The 19992-nt window shown below is 41.5% G+C and carries 12 protein-coding genes and 1 pseudogene; 8 read left to right on the top strand and 5 right to left on the bottom strand.

Translation table 11 applies throughout. The features are described from left to right. Nucleotides 1-16 precede the first annotated feature (16 nt). Nucleotides 17-631, bottom strand: a complete 615-nt coding sequence (locus tag FTV14_RS01195; protein ID WP_004783034.1) for a carbonic anhydrase — start codon at nt 629-631, stop codon at nt 17-19. 308 nt (nt 632-939) lie between these two features. On the opposite strand from FTV14_RS01195, the gene FTV14_RS01190 reads away from it, so the two are divergent. Both FTV14_RS01190 and FTV14_RS01185 read left to right on the top strand, forming a co-directional pair. Further along, nucleotides 940-1977 carry an alpha/beta fold hydrolase gene (locus FTV14_RS01190; RefSeq protein WP_180053147.1) on the top strand — a complete coding sequence of 346 codons (1038 nt, stop codon included), beginning with the start codon at nt 940-942 and terminating at the stop codon, nt 1975-1977. 14 nt (nt 1978-1991) lie between these two features. Beyond that, entirely contained in the window at nt 1992-2999 is a 1008-nt protein-coding gene (locus FTV14_RS01185) for a hypothetical protein (RefSeq protein WP_180053146.1), read from the top strand. Nucleotides 3000-3037: 38 nt separating this feature from the next. Here FTV14_RS01185 and FTV14_RS01180 read toward each other — a convergent pair whose 3' ends face one another. Both FTV14_RS01180 and nfuA read right to left on the bottom strand, forming a co-directional pair. Next, complete coding sequence (locus FTV14_RS01180; protein ID WP_257219732.1) at nt 3038-5092, bottom strand: TonB-dependent receptor domain-containing protein; 2055 nt, start codon at nt 5090-5092, stop codon at nt 3038-3040. A gap of 191 nt (nt 5093-5283) precedes the next feature. Next, nucleotides 5284-5922: a Fe-S biogenesis protein NfuA gene (gene nfuA, locus FTV14_RS01175; protein WP_004783039.1), complete on the bottom strand. Its 639-nt coding sequence runs from the start codon at nt 5920-5922 to the stop codon at nt 5284-5286. Between the two features lie 158 nt (nt 5923-6080). Here nfuA and FTV14_RS01170 point away from each other — a divergent pair, with 158 nt between their 5' ends. The 3 genes from FTV14_RS01170 (at nt 6081) to FTV14_RS01160 (ending at nt 9468) form a co-directional block, all read left to right on the top strand. Further along, complete coding sequence (locus tag FTV14_RS01170; protein ID WP_004783040.1) at nt 6081-6698, top strand: rhomboid family intramembrane serine protease; 618 nt, start codon at nt 6081-6083, stop codon at nt 6696-6698. A 113-nt stretch (nt 6699-6811) separates the two neighbouring features. Continuing rightward, the gene (locus FTV14_RS01165; RefSeq protein WP_180053144.1) at nt 6812-7756 is read left to right on the top strand and encodes an ABC transporter substrate-binding protein; all 945 of its coding nucleotides are present in this window, start codon (nt 6812-6814) and stop codon (nt 7754-7756) included. A 167-nt stretch (nt 7757-7923) separates the two neighbouring features. After that, entirely contained in the window at nt 7924-9468 is a 1545-nt protein-coding gene (locus FTV14_RS01160) for a hypothetical protein (RefSeq protein WP_180053143.1), read from the top strand. 525 nt (nt 9469-9993) lie between these two features. Here the strand turns inward: FTV14_RS01160 and FTV14_RS01155 are convergent. After that, the gene (locus FTV14_RS01155) at nt 9994-11613 is read right to left on the bottom strand and encodes an inorganic phosphate transporter (protein WP_034589959.1); all 1620 of its coding nucleotides are present in this window, start codon (nt 11611-11613) and stop codon (nt 9994-9996) included. A 516-nt stretch (nt 11614-12129) separates the two neighbouring features. On the opposite strand from FTV14_RS01155, the gene metH reads away from it, so the two are divergent. From metH to dhaK, 3 genes are all read left to right on the top strand, one after another. Then, nucleotides 12130-15816, top strand: coding sequence for a methionine synthase (gene metH / locus FTV14_RS01150; protein WP_180053142.1), 3687 nt, complete (start codon nt 12130-12132; stop codon nt 15814-15816). A gap of 153 nt (nt 15817-15969) precedes the next feature. Continuing rightward, the gene (locus FTV14_RS01145) at nt 15970-17790 is read left to right on the top strand and encodes an ATP-dependent endonuclease (RefSeq protein WP_180053141.1); all 1821 of its coding nucleotides are present in this window, start codon (nt 15970-15972) and stop codon (nt 17788-17790) included. 174 nt (nt 17791-17964) lie between these two features. Further along, entirely contained in the window at nt 17965-19695 is a 1731-nt protein-coding gene (gene dhaK, locus FTV14_RS01140; RefSeq protein ID WP_180053140.1) for a dihydroxyacetone kinase subunit DhaK, read from the top strand. Between the two features lie 144 nt (nt 19696-19839). Here dhaK and FTV14_RS15950 read toward each other — a convergent pair. Beyond that, nucleotides 19840-19992 (bottom strand): annotated as a pseudogene (locus FTV14_RS15950) (IS110 family transposase); the annotation flags it as partial.

The following is a 19992-nucleotide window of genomic DNA, read 5'->3' as shown; positions in this document are numbered from 1 at the left end:
AAATCTTAAAATTTTCTTAGAAGTCAAAGAAAGTTACTTCACCGGTTTCAAGTGAATATTCTGCACCAATCACCTGTAACTTACCTTTAGCAATCAGGCTTTCTAGAACTGCAGAACCATGACGTAATTGATTTACTGAAGCAAATACATTGGAACGGACTGCATGTTTAGATAGTTTATTCAGGTCATCTTTCAGTTCAGTCTGCATTAGAATTTCAACTGATGGACGTACACGGTTCACGATTGACATTAGATTTGCAGATGGCGGTGTTGCCGGATTGGTTAATGCTTCAATTGTTGAATGAATAGCGCCACAATGCGTATGACCCAAGACAATCACAATCGGACAGCCAAAGCTTTCTGCTGCGAACTCGACACTGCCGACCTGAGACGGTGCAACAATATTACCTGCTACCCGAATGACAAACAGATCACCCAGACCCTGGTCAAAGACCATTTCTGCAGGTACACGTGAATCTGAACATCCTAAAACAATAGCAAATGGTTCCTGACTTTCTGCCATTTCAGCACGTTGCTGATGCGATAATAATTTTAAATGCTGCGTTTCACCATTGACAAAGCGCTGGTTACCCTTTTTAAGACGATCTATAGCTTCCTGAGCTGTGAGCATTCTTTTTTACCATCGATGTTTTTAGTGGGAATATCTTACTGCTAGATTTTTTGAATGTCACTTGCAAAAAAAATTAGCTGTAAAATTTTTAGCGCTTTGATGATTTCTTGTTCTGGGAATTTTTCTGTGAAATTCATCACGTTTTTTGAGCAGTTTTTCTGCTCAAGCTAATAATTAACAGATGTACAATATTAAGGAATGCTTTAAAATAAGTGAAAGATTACGATTTGATTCATCTATAAATTGCAAATCGATAACACGGAAGTATTTTGAGCGTTTTTGCTCAGTTTTTTCAGGGGACAGTGCTAATGAAGAAAATAATAAAATTGCGCTCAAAAATTATCTATTCCACTTTAGTCGCTCTGGGTCTTAGCCTATCTAGCCTGAGCCATAGCCAATATCTGTTTACGCCACCGAAAGCCAAATCTGCCGAAGTTTTACAGCTTTACCTGAGCCAGCAACGCATCCAGGCGGGTCTACAATCCAAAACCTTGAAAGTCGGGGATGTGACTTGGAGTTATAGCGAAGGCGGTGCAAAAAACAAACCCTCGATTATCCTGATTCATGGCCTAGCAGGCACACGCGACAATTGGAATCGTGTCGCCCAGTTTTTGACTCCGTATTATCATGTCATCATTCCGGATTTGCCGAGCAATGGCGATACCCGGATTCCAGCAGATTTTGACTTGTCTGTACCCAATGTCACTTCGCAATTACGTGCTTTTGTCGAAACCCTGAAGATTGAAAAGAATCTGCATGTGGCCGGTCATTCTTTGGGCGGCTCAATTGCGACAGTTTATGCATCCCAATACCCTTTCGATACCCAAAGCCTGTTTCTAGTAAATAGTGCCGGCATCTATAAAATGGGCAATACGCCTTATACCAAAGACCCACATGCGCTCAAAGATCTGATTGTCAGTAAACCGGGCGATCTGGAAGATGTCTCCAAACAGCTGATGCAGAATCCACCAGCGATGCCTTACCAGTTAAGACATGCGCAGGAAAAACTGTTGATTGCCCGTTCGGAACAAACCAGCAAATCGATTGATCAGGTGGTAATGCTCAACCGGCTGTATACGCCTGATACCTTTGCCCGTCTGACCCGTACAGTGGAAGCCCCGACTTTAATTTTATGGGGAAAACAGGATCGAATTATTAATGTCGAAGTGGTGAAAGAGCTATATTCTTTATTGAAACGTGCTGAAACTCCGGTGATTTTAAATAATGTTGGTCATATGCCGATTCTGGAAGCAGAAAAACAGGTTGCCCAACATTATTTGCCTTTCCTGGCCAAGACACAGACCCTAAAAAATCCACTAGCTGATACACTCATTCCTTTCAATTAAGTTTCAGAGAAGTTATGCAGAAACACCCGATGATTGAGCAGTTGATTGATGCTCAACTTGATTTTCTTGATCAGGTATTTTCTCAATCTGAAACCATTCAAAGCGAGTTTCATGAGTTTTATCTCTGGTTGCGCAAGCAGTCGCTTAAAGATCTGTGGAGCTGTGAACTGATCAATCAGCTACTACAAAAGCAGATTCTGGATACTGCTGCCAGTTCTTTTCTGATTGAGCAGATTGCCGAACATATCCGGTTCGCATTGGTTCATCCAGCCAATGATACAACCAAAATTGCAGATGTCATTCCGGTACTGACCATTGATAAAATTGCACAATATGTGGCCAGCAAAAGTGGTCATCGTCAGCGCCTAATCAAAGCGGTGGTGAATAACCCTGCTTTCTCGGCCATGATTACGCAACTGATCCAGCATTCGATTCAGGATTATCTGGATAATTCTGTGATTGCCAAGAGTGTGCCGGGTGTTTCCCGTTTTATGAAAATGGGCAAATCTGTTCTGGAAAATGTCACGGATTCCAGTCTGGACAACACGGTCTCCCGTTATCTGCAAAAAAATATTTTAAAACTCAGCCAGATGAGTGAGCATGTCCTGAACCAGCACTTTGATGATGACAAGCTGTACCATTTTCAGGCCAATCTTTGGCATAAGATCAAAGACATGCCGCTTTCCGTACTCAAGAACTATATTGAAACCCAGGATCTGAACCAGACGGTGAGTTTAGGGCACGAGATCTGGGATCATATGCGCCAGACGGAATATATGCAGCAGCAACTGCATGACGGGATTTATACTTGGTATGTACGTAATCAGGAACATACTTTTGATCAGTTATTACGAGATCTGAATATTGATGAAGCATTGATTCAACATGAACTGAATGAATTGCTGACACCGATTATTCAGCAGATGATTCATCAGGGCTATTTGCGTGAACGTGCCCGTGCCTATCTGGCAAAATTCTATTATACTGAAAATACCTTAAAAATTTTAAAGATTGAAGACTAAAAAAAGCCGCTAGAAAGCGGCTTTTTCATATCTATGAATTAGAATTTGATATTCATACCCACGGTGTATCTACGACCATCAAGTACAATGTCATAATCGCCATTGGTAATTTCTTTATTTGCAATGTTATAAATACCAGCGGTCAACCTTAAGTTATCTGTCGCTTTAAAGACTGCACCGGCATCAAAAGTACCATATCCCGGTGTCCCATTATCCATAGAAGTACGGCTTAAATAATCACTGGTTTTGCCACGGTAATTATAGTCCATCCAGGTCGTCCAGGTATCTGAAACATCATAATCCAGACCGACATTCAGCATATGTTTTGGCATTTTATTTAAAGGCTGGCCTTTAAATTCGCCACTTTTTTGCTCAGTTTTTGTATAAGTATAACTTGTACTCGCGTGAAGATTATCCAGTACATCATAGTCTAATGTGAATTCAGCACCTTTCATTTCTGCATCGGAAACGTTTTTCATTTGGCTAACAAATCGATATGGCTTGCCATTTGCCGAACATTTCCATTCTTCTACAGGAGAACTATTTGTTGTTCCTGGCGTGTCACATAAACGATCTTCAACAATTTTATCTTTAAAATCAGATTTAAAGACCATTAAACTGCTTGTTAAACCAAGTTCAGGAGCCGAATAGTTAAATCCGAATTCATAGCTCGTACTTTTTTCTGGAGACAAATCAGGGTTACCAATGATGACAGCACTGCCTTTTCCTGTTCTGCTACCAAAACCTTCTGAAATTTGGCTAATCGTTGGTTGTTTATAGCCTGTACTTACACCACCTTTCAAAGTTAAAGCATCAGTTAAATGATAAACACCATAGACGCGCGGTGTAATTTCACCACCAAAGTATTCATCTTTATTGTAGCGGGCGCCCACAGTTAAAGCGAAATCATCGGTAATGCTCCACTCATTTTCTGCATATAAGGCAAATAACCAACGGTCGAGTGAAGTGACCCCAGTAATATCGGCTAGACCATTTGTGGTATCAGTGATTTTTTCTTTTTGATATTGACCACCCACTGTTAATGCATGGTTACCCAAAAAGAATGAGCCTTGTGTATTAAAGACTTTTAATTCTTCATTTTTTTCGTCAGCAACGACACCACTATAAACTTTTCTAGTTGTCTCATCTTGATAGTATGAATCAAGGGTAAAATTATCGTAACGTGCTTTATGCGTTAAGGTATATAGATTTTTCTCATTTTCATTGATAGAGGCTTGAGTGGCAACATCCACACTTTTACCCAGTGTTGTAGTGTACTGCTGCCCTGTAAAATCATATCTCAAACCAATATCGTTATGTTCATCGACATTCCAAACCAGTTCAGTACCGAGCTTTCTCACTTTCTTCTCAGACTCACTTGAACCAGATTTTTGCCCTTCTCCACCGACAAAGTCACTTTCGTCATTCCCCTGGAAGTTACCATCTATACTTAAAGATAATTTATCTTGAATTAATGGGCCTGTGACATACATGCTGACGCCATAACTATCATTTGCATAATCATTATCAGACTTCGTATATTCAGGAGAAATACTTCCATACCAATTACTAGCAGACGCTTTTTTAGTAATAATATTAATTACACCACCCATAGCATCTGAACCATAAAGTGATGACATTGGACCACGTACGACTTCGATCCGTTCAATCATGTTAATTGGTGGTAAATATGCACCAATTTTCCCACCGTCTGTACCATTACCATTCACTGCCCTACCGGCGCTAATTGGTCTGCCATCAACAAGGTATTTCGTATAGGTTGCACCCATACCTCGGATTGTAATCTCTTTATTATTGCCGCCACCTTGCACAGAGACGCCTGGCATATTTTTTACAGCATCAATTACATCTGTATATGATTTTTTTTGTAATTCTTCCGCGGTAATGACTGAAATAGAAGCGGGTGCATCTGCAATATTTTGTTCAAAACCGCCCGCTGTGGTTACCACAATGGTCTGCAATTTAGTAGTTTCAGTCTGTAATGTTGCTTTTTGTTCTTCAGTTACCTGGTCTTGTGCTTGTACTGAAACAGCTAATGCTGAAAGCACTGCAAAGGCCAAAGTCGATTTCATAAACGGCTTACTCATATTCGAAGGTGCCCCAAAAGTTGATTTATGAAGAAATATTGCTGGAATTGTGACGCATTGTATCAAATGTAACTATAAATACAATTAGTATTGATAATTATTATCATTATTAAATCTAGATAAAAAAATACCCCGAGCATTCGAGGTATTTCTTACAAGCTAATTTTATTAGAGACTTATTTGAAATAAGCACCTTCAGCTTGGGTATGGTCAGTTTGGTCAACCACACGTGCCAATTCAGGAATATGCTGTTTCAAGGTTGTTTCAACGCCTTGTTTTAAAGTCACATCAATTGCTGAACAGCCCTGGCAACCACCACCAAACTTAAGAACTGCAGTTAAGCCATGCTCAGGATCTTCAACCACTTCAACCAGTGCACAGTTACCACCGTGACCTGCCAGACCCGGGTTAATTTCTGACTGAAGCACATAGGTAATACGCTCTTCTACAGAGGCATCAGGACCGACGCGTGGCACTTTAGAGTTTGGTGCACGGAAAGTCAGCTGACCACCAAAACGGTCTTTATTGTAGTCAATAACTGCATCTAGCAAGTATGGAATTGACGGAGAGTCAATATAGGCCGGAAAATCTGGATATTCCTGCTTATAGTCTGTAGGTACAACCTCATCAGGTGCACTATAAGCCATGCAACATTCAGCGCGCGGTGTACCCGGATTTTCTACAAACACACGTACGCCAATACCTGGTGTATTCTGTTTGTCCAATAGATCCTTTAAATACTCTTGTGCTGTCGGTGTAATCAAAAGATTTGGAATTTCTTCTGCAACCGGAGTGTTGCTGTTCTCAGTCGACATAACAATAATTTCCTCAAGCTGAAGCTACTATTTTAACTGAAGATGCGGGGTAATTATAAAAATTCAACCAAAATTGTCGGATTTATTATAAAAGTCGCACTTTAGATTTGTTTTAATGGCATGATCATTGTCAAATAGATAGAAACAGAATTACTTATATGCTTGATTTACCTTTTAATCATACCGTCACTATTATTCTGATCACCTGTATTGTTTCTTTTATTGCTTTTTCAAAAGAAACGGTAATGAATCGTCTGATTTTCTGGCCGCCTGCCATGCAACGTGGTCAATATGACCGTTTCATTACCCATGGTTTTATCCATGCAGATGGCACGCATTTACTATTCAATATGATCACGCTGTTCTTTTTCGGCAGCATTATTGAAAGTTTTTATCGCCAGTATTTATATGATCTGGGCTTTATCCTGTTTTATCTAGGTGGTCTGGTTGCAGCGATTCTGCCAAGTTATCTGAAACATAAAAATGATGCGCGCTGGGCCAGCTTGGGTGCTTCCGGTGCAGTATCCGCAGTTCTGTTCGCTTATATTCTGTTTGAACCATGGAAGCTGATTTTCGTATTCTTTATTCCCGTACCTGCGATTATTTTTGCTGTTTTATATGTGGCCTATAGCATTTGGTCGGGCAAACGTGGCAACAGCAATATTAATCACAGTGCCCATCTTTGGGGTGCAGCTTATGGTGTGGTGATGACGATTATTCTGGAGCCACGACTTATTCCGCATTTCCTGAATAAATTGACTCAAATCCCCTTCTAAAGTTTTGAATGATTAAGGGATAGCAAATATCCCTTTTTTAATCATTCACATATGAAAATGATTTTCATTTCTACCAATTATGCTAATCTTGTCGCGAATTTAGAGGAATAAACATGAAATTTAAGACTTTAGCATTTGCCACAATATTAGGACTGACGACTTCCTTTACAGTTTCTGCACAGGTCACTTTCGACTATAAAGACCAAAATATTCAACTCAAAAAAAACCCGAAAAAGATCGCAGTATATGACCTTTCGGCACTGGATATCTTGAATACACTAGGGCTTGAAGCTCAGCTGGTGCCTTCTGCAAGCTTTGCAGGCAACTTAAGCAAATACCAGCAGGACAAATTCACCAAAGCTGGTTCTCTGTTTGAACCGGATCTCAATGTACTAAAAACTACAAAACCTGATCTGATTATTGTCGGTGGTCGTTCGGCTTCTAAAGCTGAGGCAGTTAAAGGTATTGCTCCGACTTTAGACCTTTCTTCAGATACTAGTCAATATATTGCCGATCTGACGGAACGCACCCATGTCTTGGCACGTGCATTTGGTAAAGAGAAAATTGCTACTGAAAAGCTCGGTAAAATCGCAACGCTGCAGCAACAGCTTAAAAAGCAAACTGAAGGCAAAACTGCACTGATGCTGTTTGCGGTTGGTGAAAACTTTATGCCACATGCAGGAAATGACCGTTTTGGCTTTGTCTATGAATTAGCGGGTTTTAAACCGGTATTGGATCCCTCTGAACAGTCAGATGCACCCCGTCCAGAAGCCGGCTCTCCAGAAGCATTGAAAGCAGCGGAGAAAAATGTTCAGCGTATTACAGCAGCCGTTGAGAAGAATCCGGATTACATCATCGTCCTGGATCGTGGTGCAGTGAATACCCAGAAATACACCGCTCAGGATAATATTCAGAAACACCCTGCCCTAAAAAATGCTAAAGCCTTGGCAGAGAAAAAAGTGATCTATGTGAGTGCTGATGCCTGGTACATCACTGGTGCAGGTTTGGACAATACCGCTTTCATGCTGGAAGAACTCATTAAAGGCACAGCGAATTAATTTTTAACCCATTACTAAAAAGGAAGCTTCAAGCTTCCTTTTTATTTGAAACATCTAGTAATAAATTAAGACCCAAGACTGGAATTTAATGCCAACTCAGGAAGCAACTTAGCAGCGATAATGTATACATCTGTATATTAATTGCTGTAAATCGCGAGATATTTTGCATGTCCACTTCCCTAGACGGTCTTCAATTTCCCATTTCTGCTTCACAACAAAAACCAAGCACATCGAAAATCGGCCGTAATATTATTTCTGAAGCCTTAGGCGCAGTCGATCCTGTACATGCTACCGCAGCACAGCAGGAAAAAAACTGGCGTAAGCAGTATCCAGTACACTTTAAACATCTGGTTGAGGATGGATTACGCTCCGCAGGTGCAGCACTGAGTATTGCCAAGCAAGGTCTGGAAACTGCACATGCCAGTTTTGAGTTTTATCGTGATGGCCAGAAGCATCTACTGAAAGATGTGATGTCCTTACCTGCGCAGAACCTGAATACTTTCCAGCTGAAAGGTCAGTCTGAAAAAGCCCCAGAATGGTATGTGCCCTATCATGGCAAAAAACTGCAAGGACAAGAACTACTAGATCAGATTCAATCTTGGGAAGATCGTGGTATCGTCGAACCGAGTCATGCCAATGCCCTGCGTGAATGTATTGCCCATCCGGAATGGTTTGACCTGTCGGATCGTACTATGGTGCTCTTCGGTGCTGCCTCTGAAGCAGGCCCACTGACCTGGTTATCCAAATGGAAAGCTAATATTGTCGCGATTGATCTGCCGAATACCCGTGTGTGGGACAAAATTCTGGATACAGTGAGTCAAGGCAACGCCACTTTATATGCACCATCAGTTGAAGAGCTGCCAGCTGATACTTCACTGGACATTTTAAAAGAAAAACTGGGGGCTAACCTACTCACCCAGATTCCAGAAATTGCACAATGGCTGATTCAGTTTGAACAAGATCTAGATCTCGCGGCAATTGCTTATCTGGACGGTGAAAAGCACGTACGTGTTTCTATGGCAATGGATGCCATTATGAAATATGTCAGCGAGCAGAAAGCCAATACCAGCCTGATGTATATGTGCACGCCAACGGATGTTTATGCCGTACCTGAAGAAGTGGTGCAGGCTTCACAAAGCAAATATCAGCAATTATCTAAGCTAGAAAGCACTTTAACTAAAGGGATTTCACTGATTTCACGCAAGCATTTTTTCCAGAAAAATAAGCAGGATCTGTTTAAGGTTGGCGATAAGTCTTATGGTGTTTGTGACTGTCTGGTCGTTGAGCAAGGTCCGAACTATGCACTGGCTAAACGCATTCAGCAATGGCGTGCAACATTGGCTCGTGCCAACGGGCAGCAAGTGAGCATCAATATCGCTCCTTCTACCACAACTTACTCTGTGACCAAAAATCCACTGCTGAAAGCTGCGTTTAACGGTGCCAGCCTGTTTGATGTAGAAGCTTTCGCACCTGAAACCACCAATGCGATTATGGCGGCATTGTGGATTCACGACCTACGTAATCCTGAATCTGTGGCCAATCCTGATATACAACTCAACCATCCCCTTGAGTTGATGATGTCAGGCGCAAATCATGGCGGTTTATGGCGTGTGGCTTATCTGGCACGTACTGCTCTGCCTTTTGCTGCGCTGTATGGTTTTGCAACGGATAAATTACCAAAGGGATTATTGGGTAAGAAGTTGAAGAAGTAATTCTTCTTAAATAGATAGATCTCTCTCCAGAGCAAGTTTTAAGGTAATACTCAAATATGGGTTAGTGAAAAAGTATTTTTACTTTACCCTCACCCCCTTGCGTAGCAATGTTACTCATCCCATAGGGAGAGGGTGTTTTCTTTGTGAAATTAATACTTCTTTTGGATCTTCAAGAAGATTCCCTCTCCTGAGCAAGCTTTAAAGCATTGCTTTAAAAGTACAGCGCAAGTGAGGGTTAGAGAGAGGTTTCAATAATTCCCCCTTGCGCAGTGGCGCTACTCGTCCCATAGGGAGAGGGATTATCATGTGATTTATCTATAACTTCCAAATGGAAATTCCCTCTCCTGAGCAAGCTTTAAAGCACTGCTTTTAAAGCGCAGCGCAAGTGAGGGTTAGGGAGGGGTCATCTTTTATTTAAATCCCTCATCTCTTGCAGAAGAGGAGTACTCCTATCTTCCACAAGGAAATATAAAAATCACCCATAAAAAAACGCTGCCTAAGCAGCGTTTATTACATCGAATCTTCTTAGAAAACTTTCAGAAGAATCCAGTACAAACCACCTGATAAACAGATCGTTGCTGGCAGTGTAAATACCCAGGCAGACAGAATTGATTTGACCATTTTAAAGTTTAGGCCCGACTTGTTCGCCACCATGGTACCTGCAACTGCAGAGTTCAGGACATGAGTGGTAGATACTGGCATACCAAAGCCATCAGCAGCCGCAATCGTAGACATGGCTACCAGTTCGGCAGACATCCCCTGACCATAAGTCATGTGCTCTTTACCGATCCGCTCACCGACAGTTACGACAATTCGTTTCCAACCCACCATGGTACCTAAACCCAATGCCAAGGCTGTTGCCACTTTCACCCAGGTCGGAATGTATTGCAGGAATGAATCCAAGTTGTCTCGATACTCATCAACGGTTTTTTCCTGAGCCTCGCTCATTGCCGGTAAAGCTTCTGCTTTGTCCAGACGTTTAAATGCTGTGGTGCTCAGGTACATGTCGTTACGGAATTCTGAAACTTGTGTTTCTGGGACATCTTTAATATTGCTGTAGCTACCGACTTTATCACCCAAATGATCTGTCAGGCTTGCCAGTGCAGGAACAACCTCAGCATTCAATTCTTTGGTTTGAATGTAGGTCGTGATGATGGCACGTGCTTTTTCGTCCGGAATATCTTCATGCTGCGGATAAATCGCATCAGCCGTTTGCGCAGACAACTGACCAAAAGACTGGATATGTGCTGCATCCAGATTTTTGTTTAATGAATATGCCAAAGGTACACAACCGATCAGGATCAGCATGATCAGACCCATACCTTTTTGACCGTCATTTGAACCATGCGCGAAGCTCACACCTGTACAGGTAAAGATCAGAATGGCACGAATCAGCGGTGGTGGTGGCTTATTGCCTTCAGGTGGCTTAAACAGTTCAAGTTGCTTTCTGAAGATCTTTTTCACCAGCAGGAATAGCACTCCAGCAAAAGCAAAACCGATCAAAGGTGAAAACAGCAATGCTTTACCAACTTTCAGCACCTGTTCCATATCCACACCAGAAGCACCACCACCTGAATTCAACAGGTAGTTCATGATACCTACCCCCAGAATCGAACCGATCAGGGTATGTGAACTGGAAGCGGGAATGCCAAGGAACCAGGTACCCAAATTCCAGAGAATCGCGGCAATCAGCATGGCAAAAACCATAGCGAAACCGGCACCTGTGCCGACATTCATAATCAGCTCGACAGGCAATAATGCAATGATCCCATATGCAACAGCACCACTGGCCACCATTACCCCAAGGAAATTACAAAAACCTGCCCACATGACTGCAACCGGTGCAGACAATGCATTGGTATAAATCACGGTCGCAACCGCATTGGCCGTGTCGTGGAAACCGTTGACGAATTCGAAGCCCAGCGCAATGAATAACGCCGTGCCTAAAAGAAGCATTGAATACAGACCGATCGGTGGGACATGAGCTAAATCTGAAGTCAATTGGAAGCCGATATAGATCAGCGTGGAGATAATTAGAGTCAGAAACACCGGCATAAAAAATTTCGGTGTGGGCACATGAACATTGGCCGGCTTATCAGAAGGCGACTGTTGTGCTGAACCTAAGGGAGTTTGATTAGAATTCATGCAAGCAGGAATAGAGGATTCAAGAATCCCCATATTGTTCAGTTAAATTGTGACAATTATATGACAAAGTGCTGTCATATAAACCAGTTTTTTAGACTTTCTCGTTGCCGTTTATCCTGTAACCACATGCTCTAAATTTTAAAAATATACAAATATAATCAATTATTTATTAAAAATAAAACGCTTGAATCGCCCAGCTTTATTCATGTTTTGCAATATATCTGATCATTCCTACCCGGCTGTCATATTTGCGAGCCTGTCATATTTGGCTAAAGATTAGCTTTGTAATATGACACTCTGATGAAAGCTGCTTACATTTTATTTTCCAGTCGTACCCTTTTATCAAAAACTTTAATTTCCAGATTTCCATCTGTTTTCAGCTTCCTATACCAACTTAAGTTTCTTTATCAAATTTTCATATCAAGCATATCCAGCATTCTGTATAAGCACTACAGAAAACTGCGCACTAATCTGTTAAGATTATTGCCGTTTTTGATGCTTACTGAGAAAGTTTGAATGTCCACACTTGCCACCCTAAAAGAACTTCTTGCCAAGAGAATTTTAATTATCGATGGTGCGATGGGTACCATGATCCAACGCCATAAATTGGAAGAAGCCGATTATCGTGGTGAGCGTTTTGCTGATTGGGCATACGACCTTAAAGGCAATAACGACTTACTTGTGCTGACTCAGCCACAGATTATTCAAGGCATTCACGAAGCGTATCTTGAAGCCGGTGCCGATATTATTGAAACCAATACCTTTAACGGCACCCGTGTTTCAATGTCTGACTATCACATGGAAGATCTGGTTCCTGAGATCAACCGTGAAGCGGCGCGTCTTGCCAAAGAAGCCTGTGCAAAATACTCAACGCCTGAAAAACCACGTTTTGTGGCAGGTGTGATTGGGCCGACATCACGTACTACGTCGATTTCACCAAATGTAAATGACCCTGCTTTCCGTAATATCACTTTTGACGAATTGAAAGTGAATTACATCGAATCAACCAAGGCCTTGATTGAAGGTGGTGTTGATATCATCCTGATCGAAACCGTATTCGATACTTTAAACGCCAAAGCTGCCATCTTTGCAGTGAAAGAAGTGTTTAAAGAACTGGGCACTGAATTGCCAATCATGATCTCAGGTACGATTACTGATGCGTCTGGCCGTACCTTGACTGGTCAAACTGCGGAAGCGTTCTGGAACTCAATGCGTCATGCAGAACCGATCTCGATTGGTTTCAACTGTGCACTGGGTGCAGATGCCATGCGTCCACACGTAAAAACTGTGTCTGATGTGGCGGATACTTTTGTGTCTGCGCATCCTAATGCCGGCTTGCCAAATGCCTTCGGTGGTTATGATGAAACTCCAGAAGAAACTGCAGCTTTCATTAAAGAATTTGCTGAAAGTGGTCTAATCAACATCACCGGTGGTTGTTGTGGTACCACTCCCGATCACATCCGCGCGATTGCTCAAGCAGTTGAGGGTATTGCTCCGCGTCAGGTCCCTGAAATTGAACCAGCATGTCGCCTCAGTGGTTTAGAGCCATTTAACATCACCAAAGATTCATTGTTCGTGAACGTCGGTGAACGTACCAACGTCACCGGTTCGAAAAAATTCCTGCGTCTGATCAAAGAAGAAAACTTCGCTGAAGCACTAGATGTTGCCCGTCAACAGGTTGAAGCCGGTGCACAGATCATCGACATCAACATGGATGAAGGCATGCTCGATTCAGAAGGCGCGATGGTGCACTTCCTGAATCTGGTGGCATCTGAACCTGATATTTCACGCGTGCCAATCATGATTGACTCATCAAAATGGGAAATCATTGAAGCTGGTCTGAAGTGCGTGCAAGGTAAAGCGGTTGTTAACTCGATCTCCCTCAAAGAAGGTTATGACGAGTTTGTAGAACGCGCCCGCCTCTGCCGTCAGTACGGTGCAGCGGTGATCGTCATGGCATTCGATGAGAATGGTCAGGCCGATACTGCTGAACGTAAAAAACAAATTTGTAAGCGTTCTTATGACGTGTTGGTGAATGAAGTTGGCTTCCCGTCTGAAGATATTATCTTTGACCCGAACGTGTTCGCGGTGGCAACCGGTATCGAAGAACATAACAACTATGCTGTTGATTTCATCGAAGCGACTGGCTGGATCAAACAGAACCTGCCAAATGCGATGATCTCTGGTGGTATCTCAAACGTATCGTTCTCATTCCGTGGTAATGAGCCGGTACGTGAAGCGATCCATGCGGTATTCCTGTACTACGGTATCCAGCAAGGTCTGACCATGGGGATCGTGAATGCTGGTCAGCTGGCAATTTACGATGACATCGACAAAGACCTGAAAGATGCGGTTGAAGATGTGATCCTGAACCGTAACCAGGGTGAAAGCGGAAATGAAGCAACTGAAAAATTGCTTGAAATTGCCGAGAAATACCGTGGTCAAGGTGGCGCGCAAAAAGCTGAAGAAAACCTTGAATGGCGTAATGAACCAGTTGAAAAGCGTCTTGAATATGCACTGGTCAAAGGTATCACCACTTACATCGACCAGGATACTGAAGAAGCTCGCCTGAAAGCCGTTCGTCCACTTGACGTGATCGAAGGCCCATTAATGGCCGGTATGAACGTGGTCGGTGACCTGTTCGGTGCCGGTAAAATGTTCCTGCCACAGGTAGTGAAATCTGCACGTGTGATGAAACAGGCCGTGGCTTGGTTGAACCCGTACATCGAAGCAGAAAAAACTCAAGGCGAAGCCAAAGGTAAAATCCTGATGGCGACCGTAAAAGGTGACGTGCATGACATCGGTAAGAACATCGTCGGCGTTGTTCTTGGCTGTAACGGTTATGACGTGGTCGACCTTGGTGTCATGGTGCCATGTGAAAAGATTCTGCAAACTGCGATTGATGAGAAAGTTGACATCATCGGTTTGTCTGGTCTGATCACCCCTTCTCTAGATGAAATGGTCTTCGTTGCTAAAGAAATGCAGCGTAAAGGTTTTAACATTCCATTGATGATTGGTGGTGCGACGACTTCTAAAGCGCATACTGCTGTGAAGATTGCCCCTCAATACCAGAATGATGGCGTGTATTACACAGCTGATGCGTCTCGTGCCGTCGGTGTAGCGACTCAATTGCTTTCTGCCGAGATGAAGCCAAAACTGGCAGCAGACTATGCAGCGGATTATGAAAAGATTCGTATCCGTCTTGCCAACAAGCAGCCGAAAGCAGCGAAACTGTCTTATGCTGAATCGGTTGAAAATGGTTTTAAAATCGACTTCGATAAGAATGCACCATTTAAACCAAACTTCATCGGTTCACAAACTTTCACCAACTATCCTTTAGAAACCTTGGTGGAATACTTTGACTGGACACCGTTCTTTATTTCTTGGAGTCTTGCGGGCAAATTCCCGAAAATCCTTGAAGATGAAGTCGTGGGTGAAGCCGCACGTGACCTGTATGCACAAGCACAGGCGATGTTGAAAGACATCATTGAAAATAAACGTTTCGATGCGCGTGCAACTTTCAGTATCTACCCTGCGAATCGTACCGGTTCAGATACGGTTGCGGTGACTGATGAAGCTGGCAATATCACACATACATTCGAGCACTTGCGTCAGCAGTCTGACAAAGTAACCGGTAAGGCTAACTACTCATTGGCTGACTTTATTGCGCCTAAAGATGTGGCTCAGGATTATCTGGGTGGCTTTACCGTTTCGATCTTCGGTGCGGAAGAATTGTCTCAGGAATATAAAGCCAAAGGTGATGACTATAATGCGATTATGGTTCAAGCCTTGGGTGACCGTTTTGCGGAAGCCTTTGCAGAGCATCTGCACCAGCGGATCCGTAAAGAGTTCTGGGGCTATCAGGCTGACGAAACTCTGGACAATGATGAATTGATCAAAGAGAAGTATGTCGGCATCCGTCCTGCGCCGGGCTACCCAGCTTGTCCTGAACATTCTGAAAAAGCGCCATTGTTTGACTGGTTAGGTACGACTGAGAAGATGGGTACTTACCTGACTTCTAGCTTTGCAATGTGGCCACCTTCATCAGTGAGTGGTTTCTATTATGCAAACCCTCAAACTGAATACTTTAACGTGGGTAAAATCTCTGGCGATCAGCTGGAAGATTATGCGAAGCGTAAAGGCTGGACACTGGATGAAGCGAAACGCTGGTTAGCGCCAAATCTGGATGATTCAGTGGTTTAAGATTCCTCTAATTTAGATAAGAAAAAATCCCCTCACTTGAGGGGATTTTTTTAGATAGAAATTTAATAAATGAAGAATTATTATTTTTTTCTTTAAAAAACAATTACAAACTGATTAAATAATGTACTTTTTAAAAATATAACGGGGAAAATAATGAATATACCTAAGATCAAAAAGTTAATAATTAAAAACTTTGGTTGTATTGGTAGTACACCTGTATCAATAGATATAGATAAAGTTGTTATTTTAGTTGGTGCTAATAATGCAGGCAAAAGTACAATTTTAAAAGCAATTGAAGTAGTAACTGATTGCTTAGAACTAGAAGAATGTGATTTTCATAATAACCAGATTGATCCCCAAAATTTCCCTGAAATTGAAGTACATTCTATAGCTACTAATGAAACGAAACCGGGTGATGAATGGTGTGAACAAATTAGTGATCAGACATATTTAATTAAAGAAAAGTGGACTTGGACAGGAACAAAAAAAGCACCAGAAAGAATAGGATATAATGTTTTTCAGGGAAGATTCGCTATCTCAAGTGATAAAGAAAAAATGCCATGGGGAATAAATAATGTTGCAAAGTCAAAACGACCAAAGCCCCATAGAGTTAGTACATTTGATGAGCCGGAAATTCAAGCGAAAGCGATTAAATCTCTTCTAAAAAGTTTACTTGATACCGCAATAAAATCCTATAAATCTAATCCTGATGATGAAAAAACAGATTATGAAAAAATTATAAATCTTATCGATATTTTAAAAATTTCAACAAAAACACAGCAACAAGAAAATATAGTAACTTTAGAAGTTGAGGCTAATAGTATTATTAGTAAAATTTTCCCTAATCATGAATTAAAAATTACATCACCAAATTCTAATTTAGAATATTCCATAGAAATGTTGGGAGATGAATTTGATGTTCAAATGGGAGCAATTCATGGTGAAAAATTCCCCTTAGAAAAACAAGGAAGTGGTAGTCGAAGAACAGCTTTATGGACAATCCTTAAACTTCTAGCAGATAAAGGAATAAAAGCTAAAAAAGGAACTAAATCTCAACATGAAAATTTAGGTTCAAATAGTTCTCATATACTTCTACTAGACGAACCTGAAGTTAGCTTACATCCTCTAGCAATCGCAAATGCTCGTGATGTACTTTATTCATTACCTGACAGTCAAAACTGGCAAATCATGATTGCTACTCATTCCCCAAACTTTATTGATTTAACTAAAGATAATACGACTATTATAAGAGTCGAAAAAAATATAGAAAATAGTATTGAAACTACAACTCTCTTTTCTCCTGAGCAAACTAAATTAGATGAAAATGATAAAGAAAATTTAAAGTTAATGAACTTATTTGATTCTCATATTTCTCACGCATTTTTTGGAGGTAAAATTTTAATTGTAGAAGGAGACACAGAGTATTCAGCATTTAATTATATTCGTCAGCGTGAAACTGAAATTGGAAATCAGAATTATCATAATTTAAATATCATCAGAGCACGAGGTAAAGTAACTGTTGCTTCAATGATGAAAGTTTTAAATCATTTCAAAAATAAATATTATGTTTTACATGATTCAGATACTCCAAAGTGTCAAAGTCGTAAACTTAATAAACAGCTTTCATGTGCAAAAAATAAAGTCTATGACATTGTGGAAATTAATAACCCTGCTTGGACTAATAACAGCAAAATTCAGGATCAGATGGGAGAAAATTGTAAGGTAATATCCTCTTTAATAAATTTTGAACATGCATATTTTTCAGAAACTATTAGTTCTAATAAGCCTGAAAACAGCATTAATAAAATTAAATCTGATCCTCAAAAATATATCCTGATCAAACAACTATTGGATTCCATTTTAGACTTAGAGGATGCTGAGCTTCCTGATGGTGCTTTGGAATGGTCTGATATTTCAGAACTCGAACAGAGCATACCCAATATACAGTTTGAAGAAGAATCCGAACCTGCTTAATATCTAAATTTGCCTAATTCCCTCTTTTATAAAGAGGGATTAAAAAACACTCTTTCTCTAATCCTTCATCTATTAATCGCCCATTTTTACACTTTTAAGTCTGCAAAATTCATCACTTTCATGAATAATAGACCAATAAATTTATCTCCCAAATCAATGACTCTTGGTGTTCCAATGAAGAAACTCATGAACGGTGCTGAAAACATCGTTGTCGAAATGTGCAAAGGCTTTGTGCTGGCACATCCAGAACTGGCATTTAATGAATCTTATAAAATCATTTCTCGTAAAGAAAAACACCAAAATGTCGCTTTGATCAGTGGAGGTGGTAGTGGTCATGAACCAGCGCATGCCGGCTTTGTTGGTAAAGGCATGCTAGATGCTGCCGTATGTGGAGACGTATTTGCATCACCTTCACAAATTCAGGTTTATAAAGCCTTGCAGCAAGTGGCGACTGACAAAGGCGTCCTAATGATCATTAAAAACTATTCTGGCGATATGATGAATTTCCAGAATGGCGCTACATTAGCAACTGAAGATGGCATCAAAGTCGATTACGTCAAAGTCGCTGATGACATCGCAGTAAAAGACAGCCTATATACAGTTGGTCGTCGTGGTGTTGCCGGTACGATCTTCGTGCATAAGATTGCCGGTGCTGCTGCTTCTAAAGGTTATGAACTGGCACGTGTTAAAGAACTGGCACAAAAAGCTGCGGATAATGTGATTAGCTTTGGTTTTGCCTTTACCTCTTGTACCGTTCCAGCCAAAGGCACACCAACGTTCACTTTAACTGAAGATGAAATGGAATACGGCGTCGGTATCCACGGTGAACCGGGGATCCGTCGTGAAAAGATTCTGTCTTCTAAAGAACTGGCGCAGCGCATTGTCGATGACCTGTTCCTGGATCGTCCGAACCTGACTGAAGTTGCAGTACTAGTTAATGGTTTTGGCACAACGCCACTGCAAGAATTGTATGTGTTTAATAATGATGTATGTGAACATCTGGCCAGCAAAGGTATCAAAATCTACCGTACCTTTGTCGGCAACTACATGACCAGTATCGACATGGCAGGTGCATCGGTTTCTTTGTTGGCAGTGGATGATGAACTAAAGACCTATCTGGATGCAGAAGCCAATACTCCTGCATTTAAAATAGATGGTTCAACTGCACTGCCATTTGAGTTTGCGGCCAAAGACGAAGCTGCTGTACGCACAGTAAATACAGATGTTGAAACGCATCCTGAACATGCTGTGATTGCCAATGAACAATTCACCATTGAAAACATGCGCTATGTGGTCGATGTGATGAGTGCCTGCATCATTAAAAATGAAGTACCTTTCTGTGAGTTAGATGCTCATGCTGGTGATGGCGACTTCGGAATGAGTGTGGCCAAAGGTTTTAAACAACTTAAACGCCAATGGCATGAACTGGTTCAAGCTGAACAGATGGATGATTTTCTGCTGAACTGTTCAATGATCATCATGGAACATTGTGGCGGTGCATCAGGTCCAATCTGGGGTTCAGCTTTCCGTGCTGCAAGTAAAGCCATTAAAGGTAAAACCACATTAACCGTGGCGAATTTTGCCGAAATGCTGCAAGCAGCGGTAAAAGGTATTCAAACGACTGGTGAACGTTCATTTGGCCGTGGTGCCGTTGTAGGTGACAAAACCCTGATTGATGCTTTGGTGCCGTGCGCAGATTCGTGGTCTGCCAATATCGACAAGACCTTCAAAGAGAACTTTGTTCTAGGCGCTCAAGCAGCAGTTCAAGGTGCGGAATCCACTAAAGATATCGTCGCACGTATGGGTCGTGCCGGGACTGTAGGTGATCGAAGTCTGGGATATCCAGATGCTGGTGCGCATGGTTTAGGTGTGATCTTTACTGATATTGCTGAGCATATTAAGTAATTTTTTGACTTATCCCTCACCCCATCCCTCTCCCACAGGGAGAGGGTGTCTCATTTAATTAAATAGAGGGTTAGATTTCACAGTGAAATTCCCTCGCCTTTTAGGAGATGAGATACCGTCTTGGTAGTCAATCAGGTTTTGAGATTATTCGACCACTAAATAATCTCTTTGATAGGCAGTCTGATGTTTTAAAACGCCATAACACAGATGTATAAGCTTGCGCATTGCAGCACCTAAAGCACACATTTTATTTTTACCCTGGCTTAATAATCGTTGATATAAAGCTTCAATGTGTGG

It is taken from the genome of Acinetobacter sp. YH12236 (genome assembly GCF_013417645.1).
Lineage (GTDB): Bacteria > Pseudomonadota > Gammaproteobacteria > Pseudomonadales > Moraxellaceae > Acinetobacter.
Note: the sequence above shows the minus strand (reverse complement) of the source record. Positions and strands in the feature narration are given on the sequence as shown.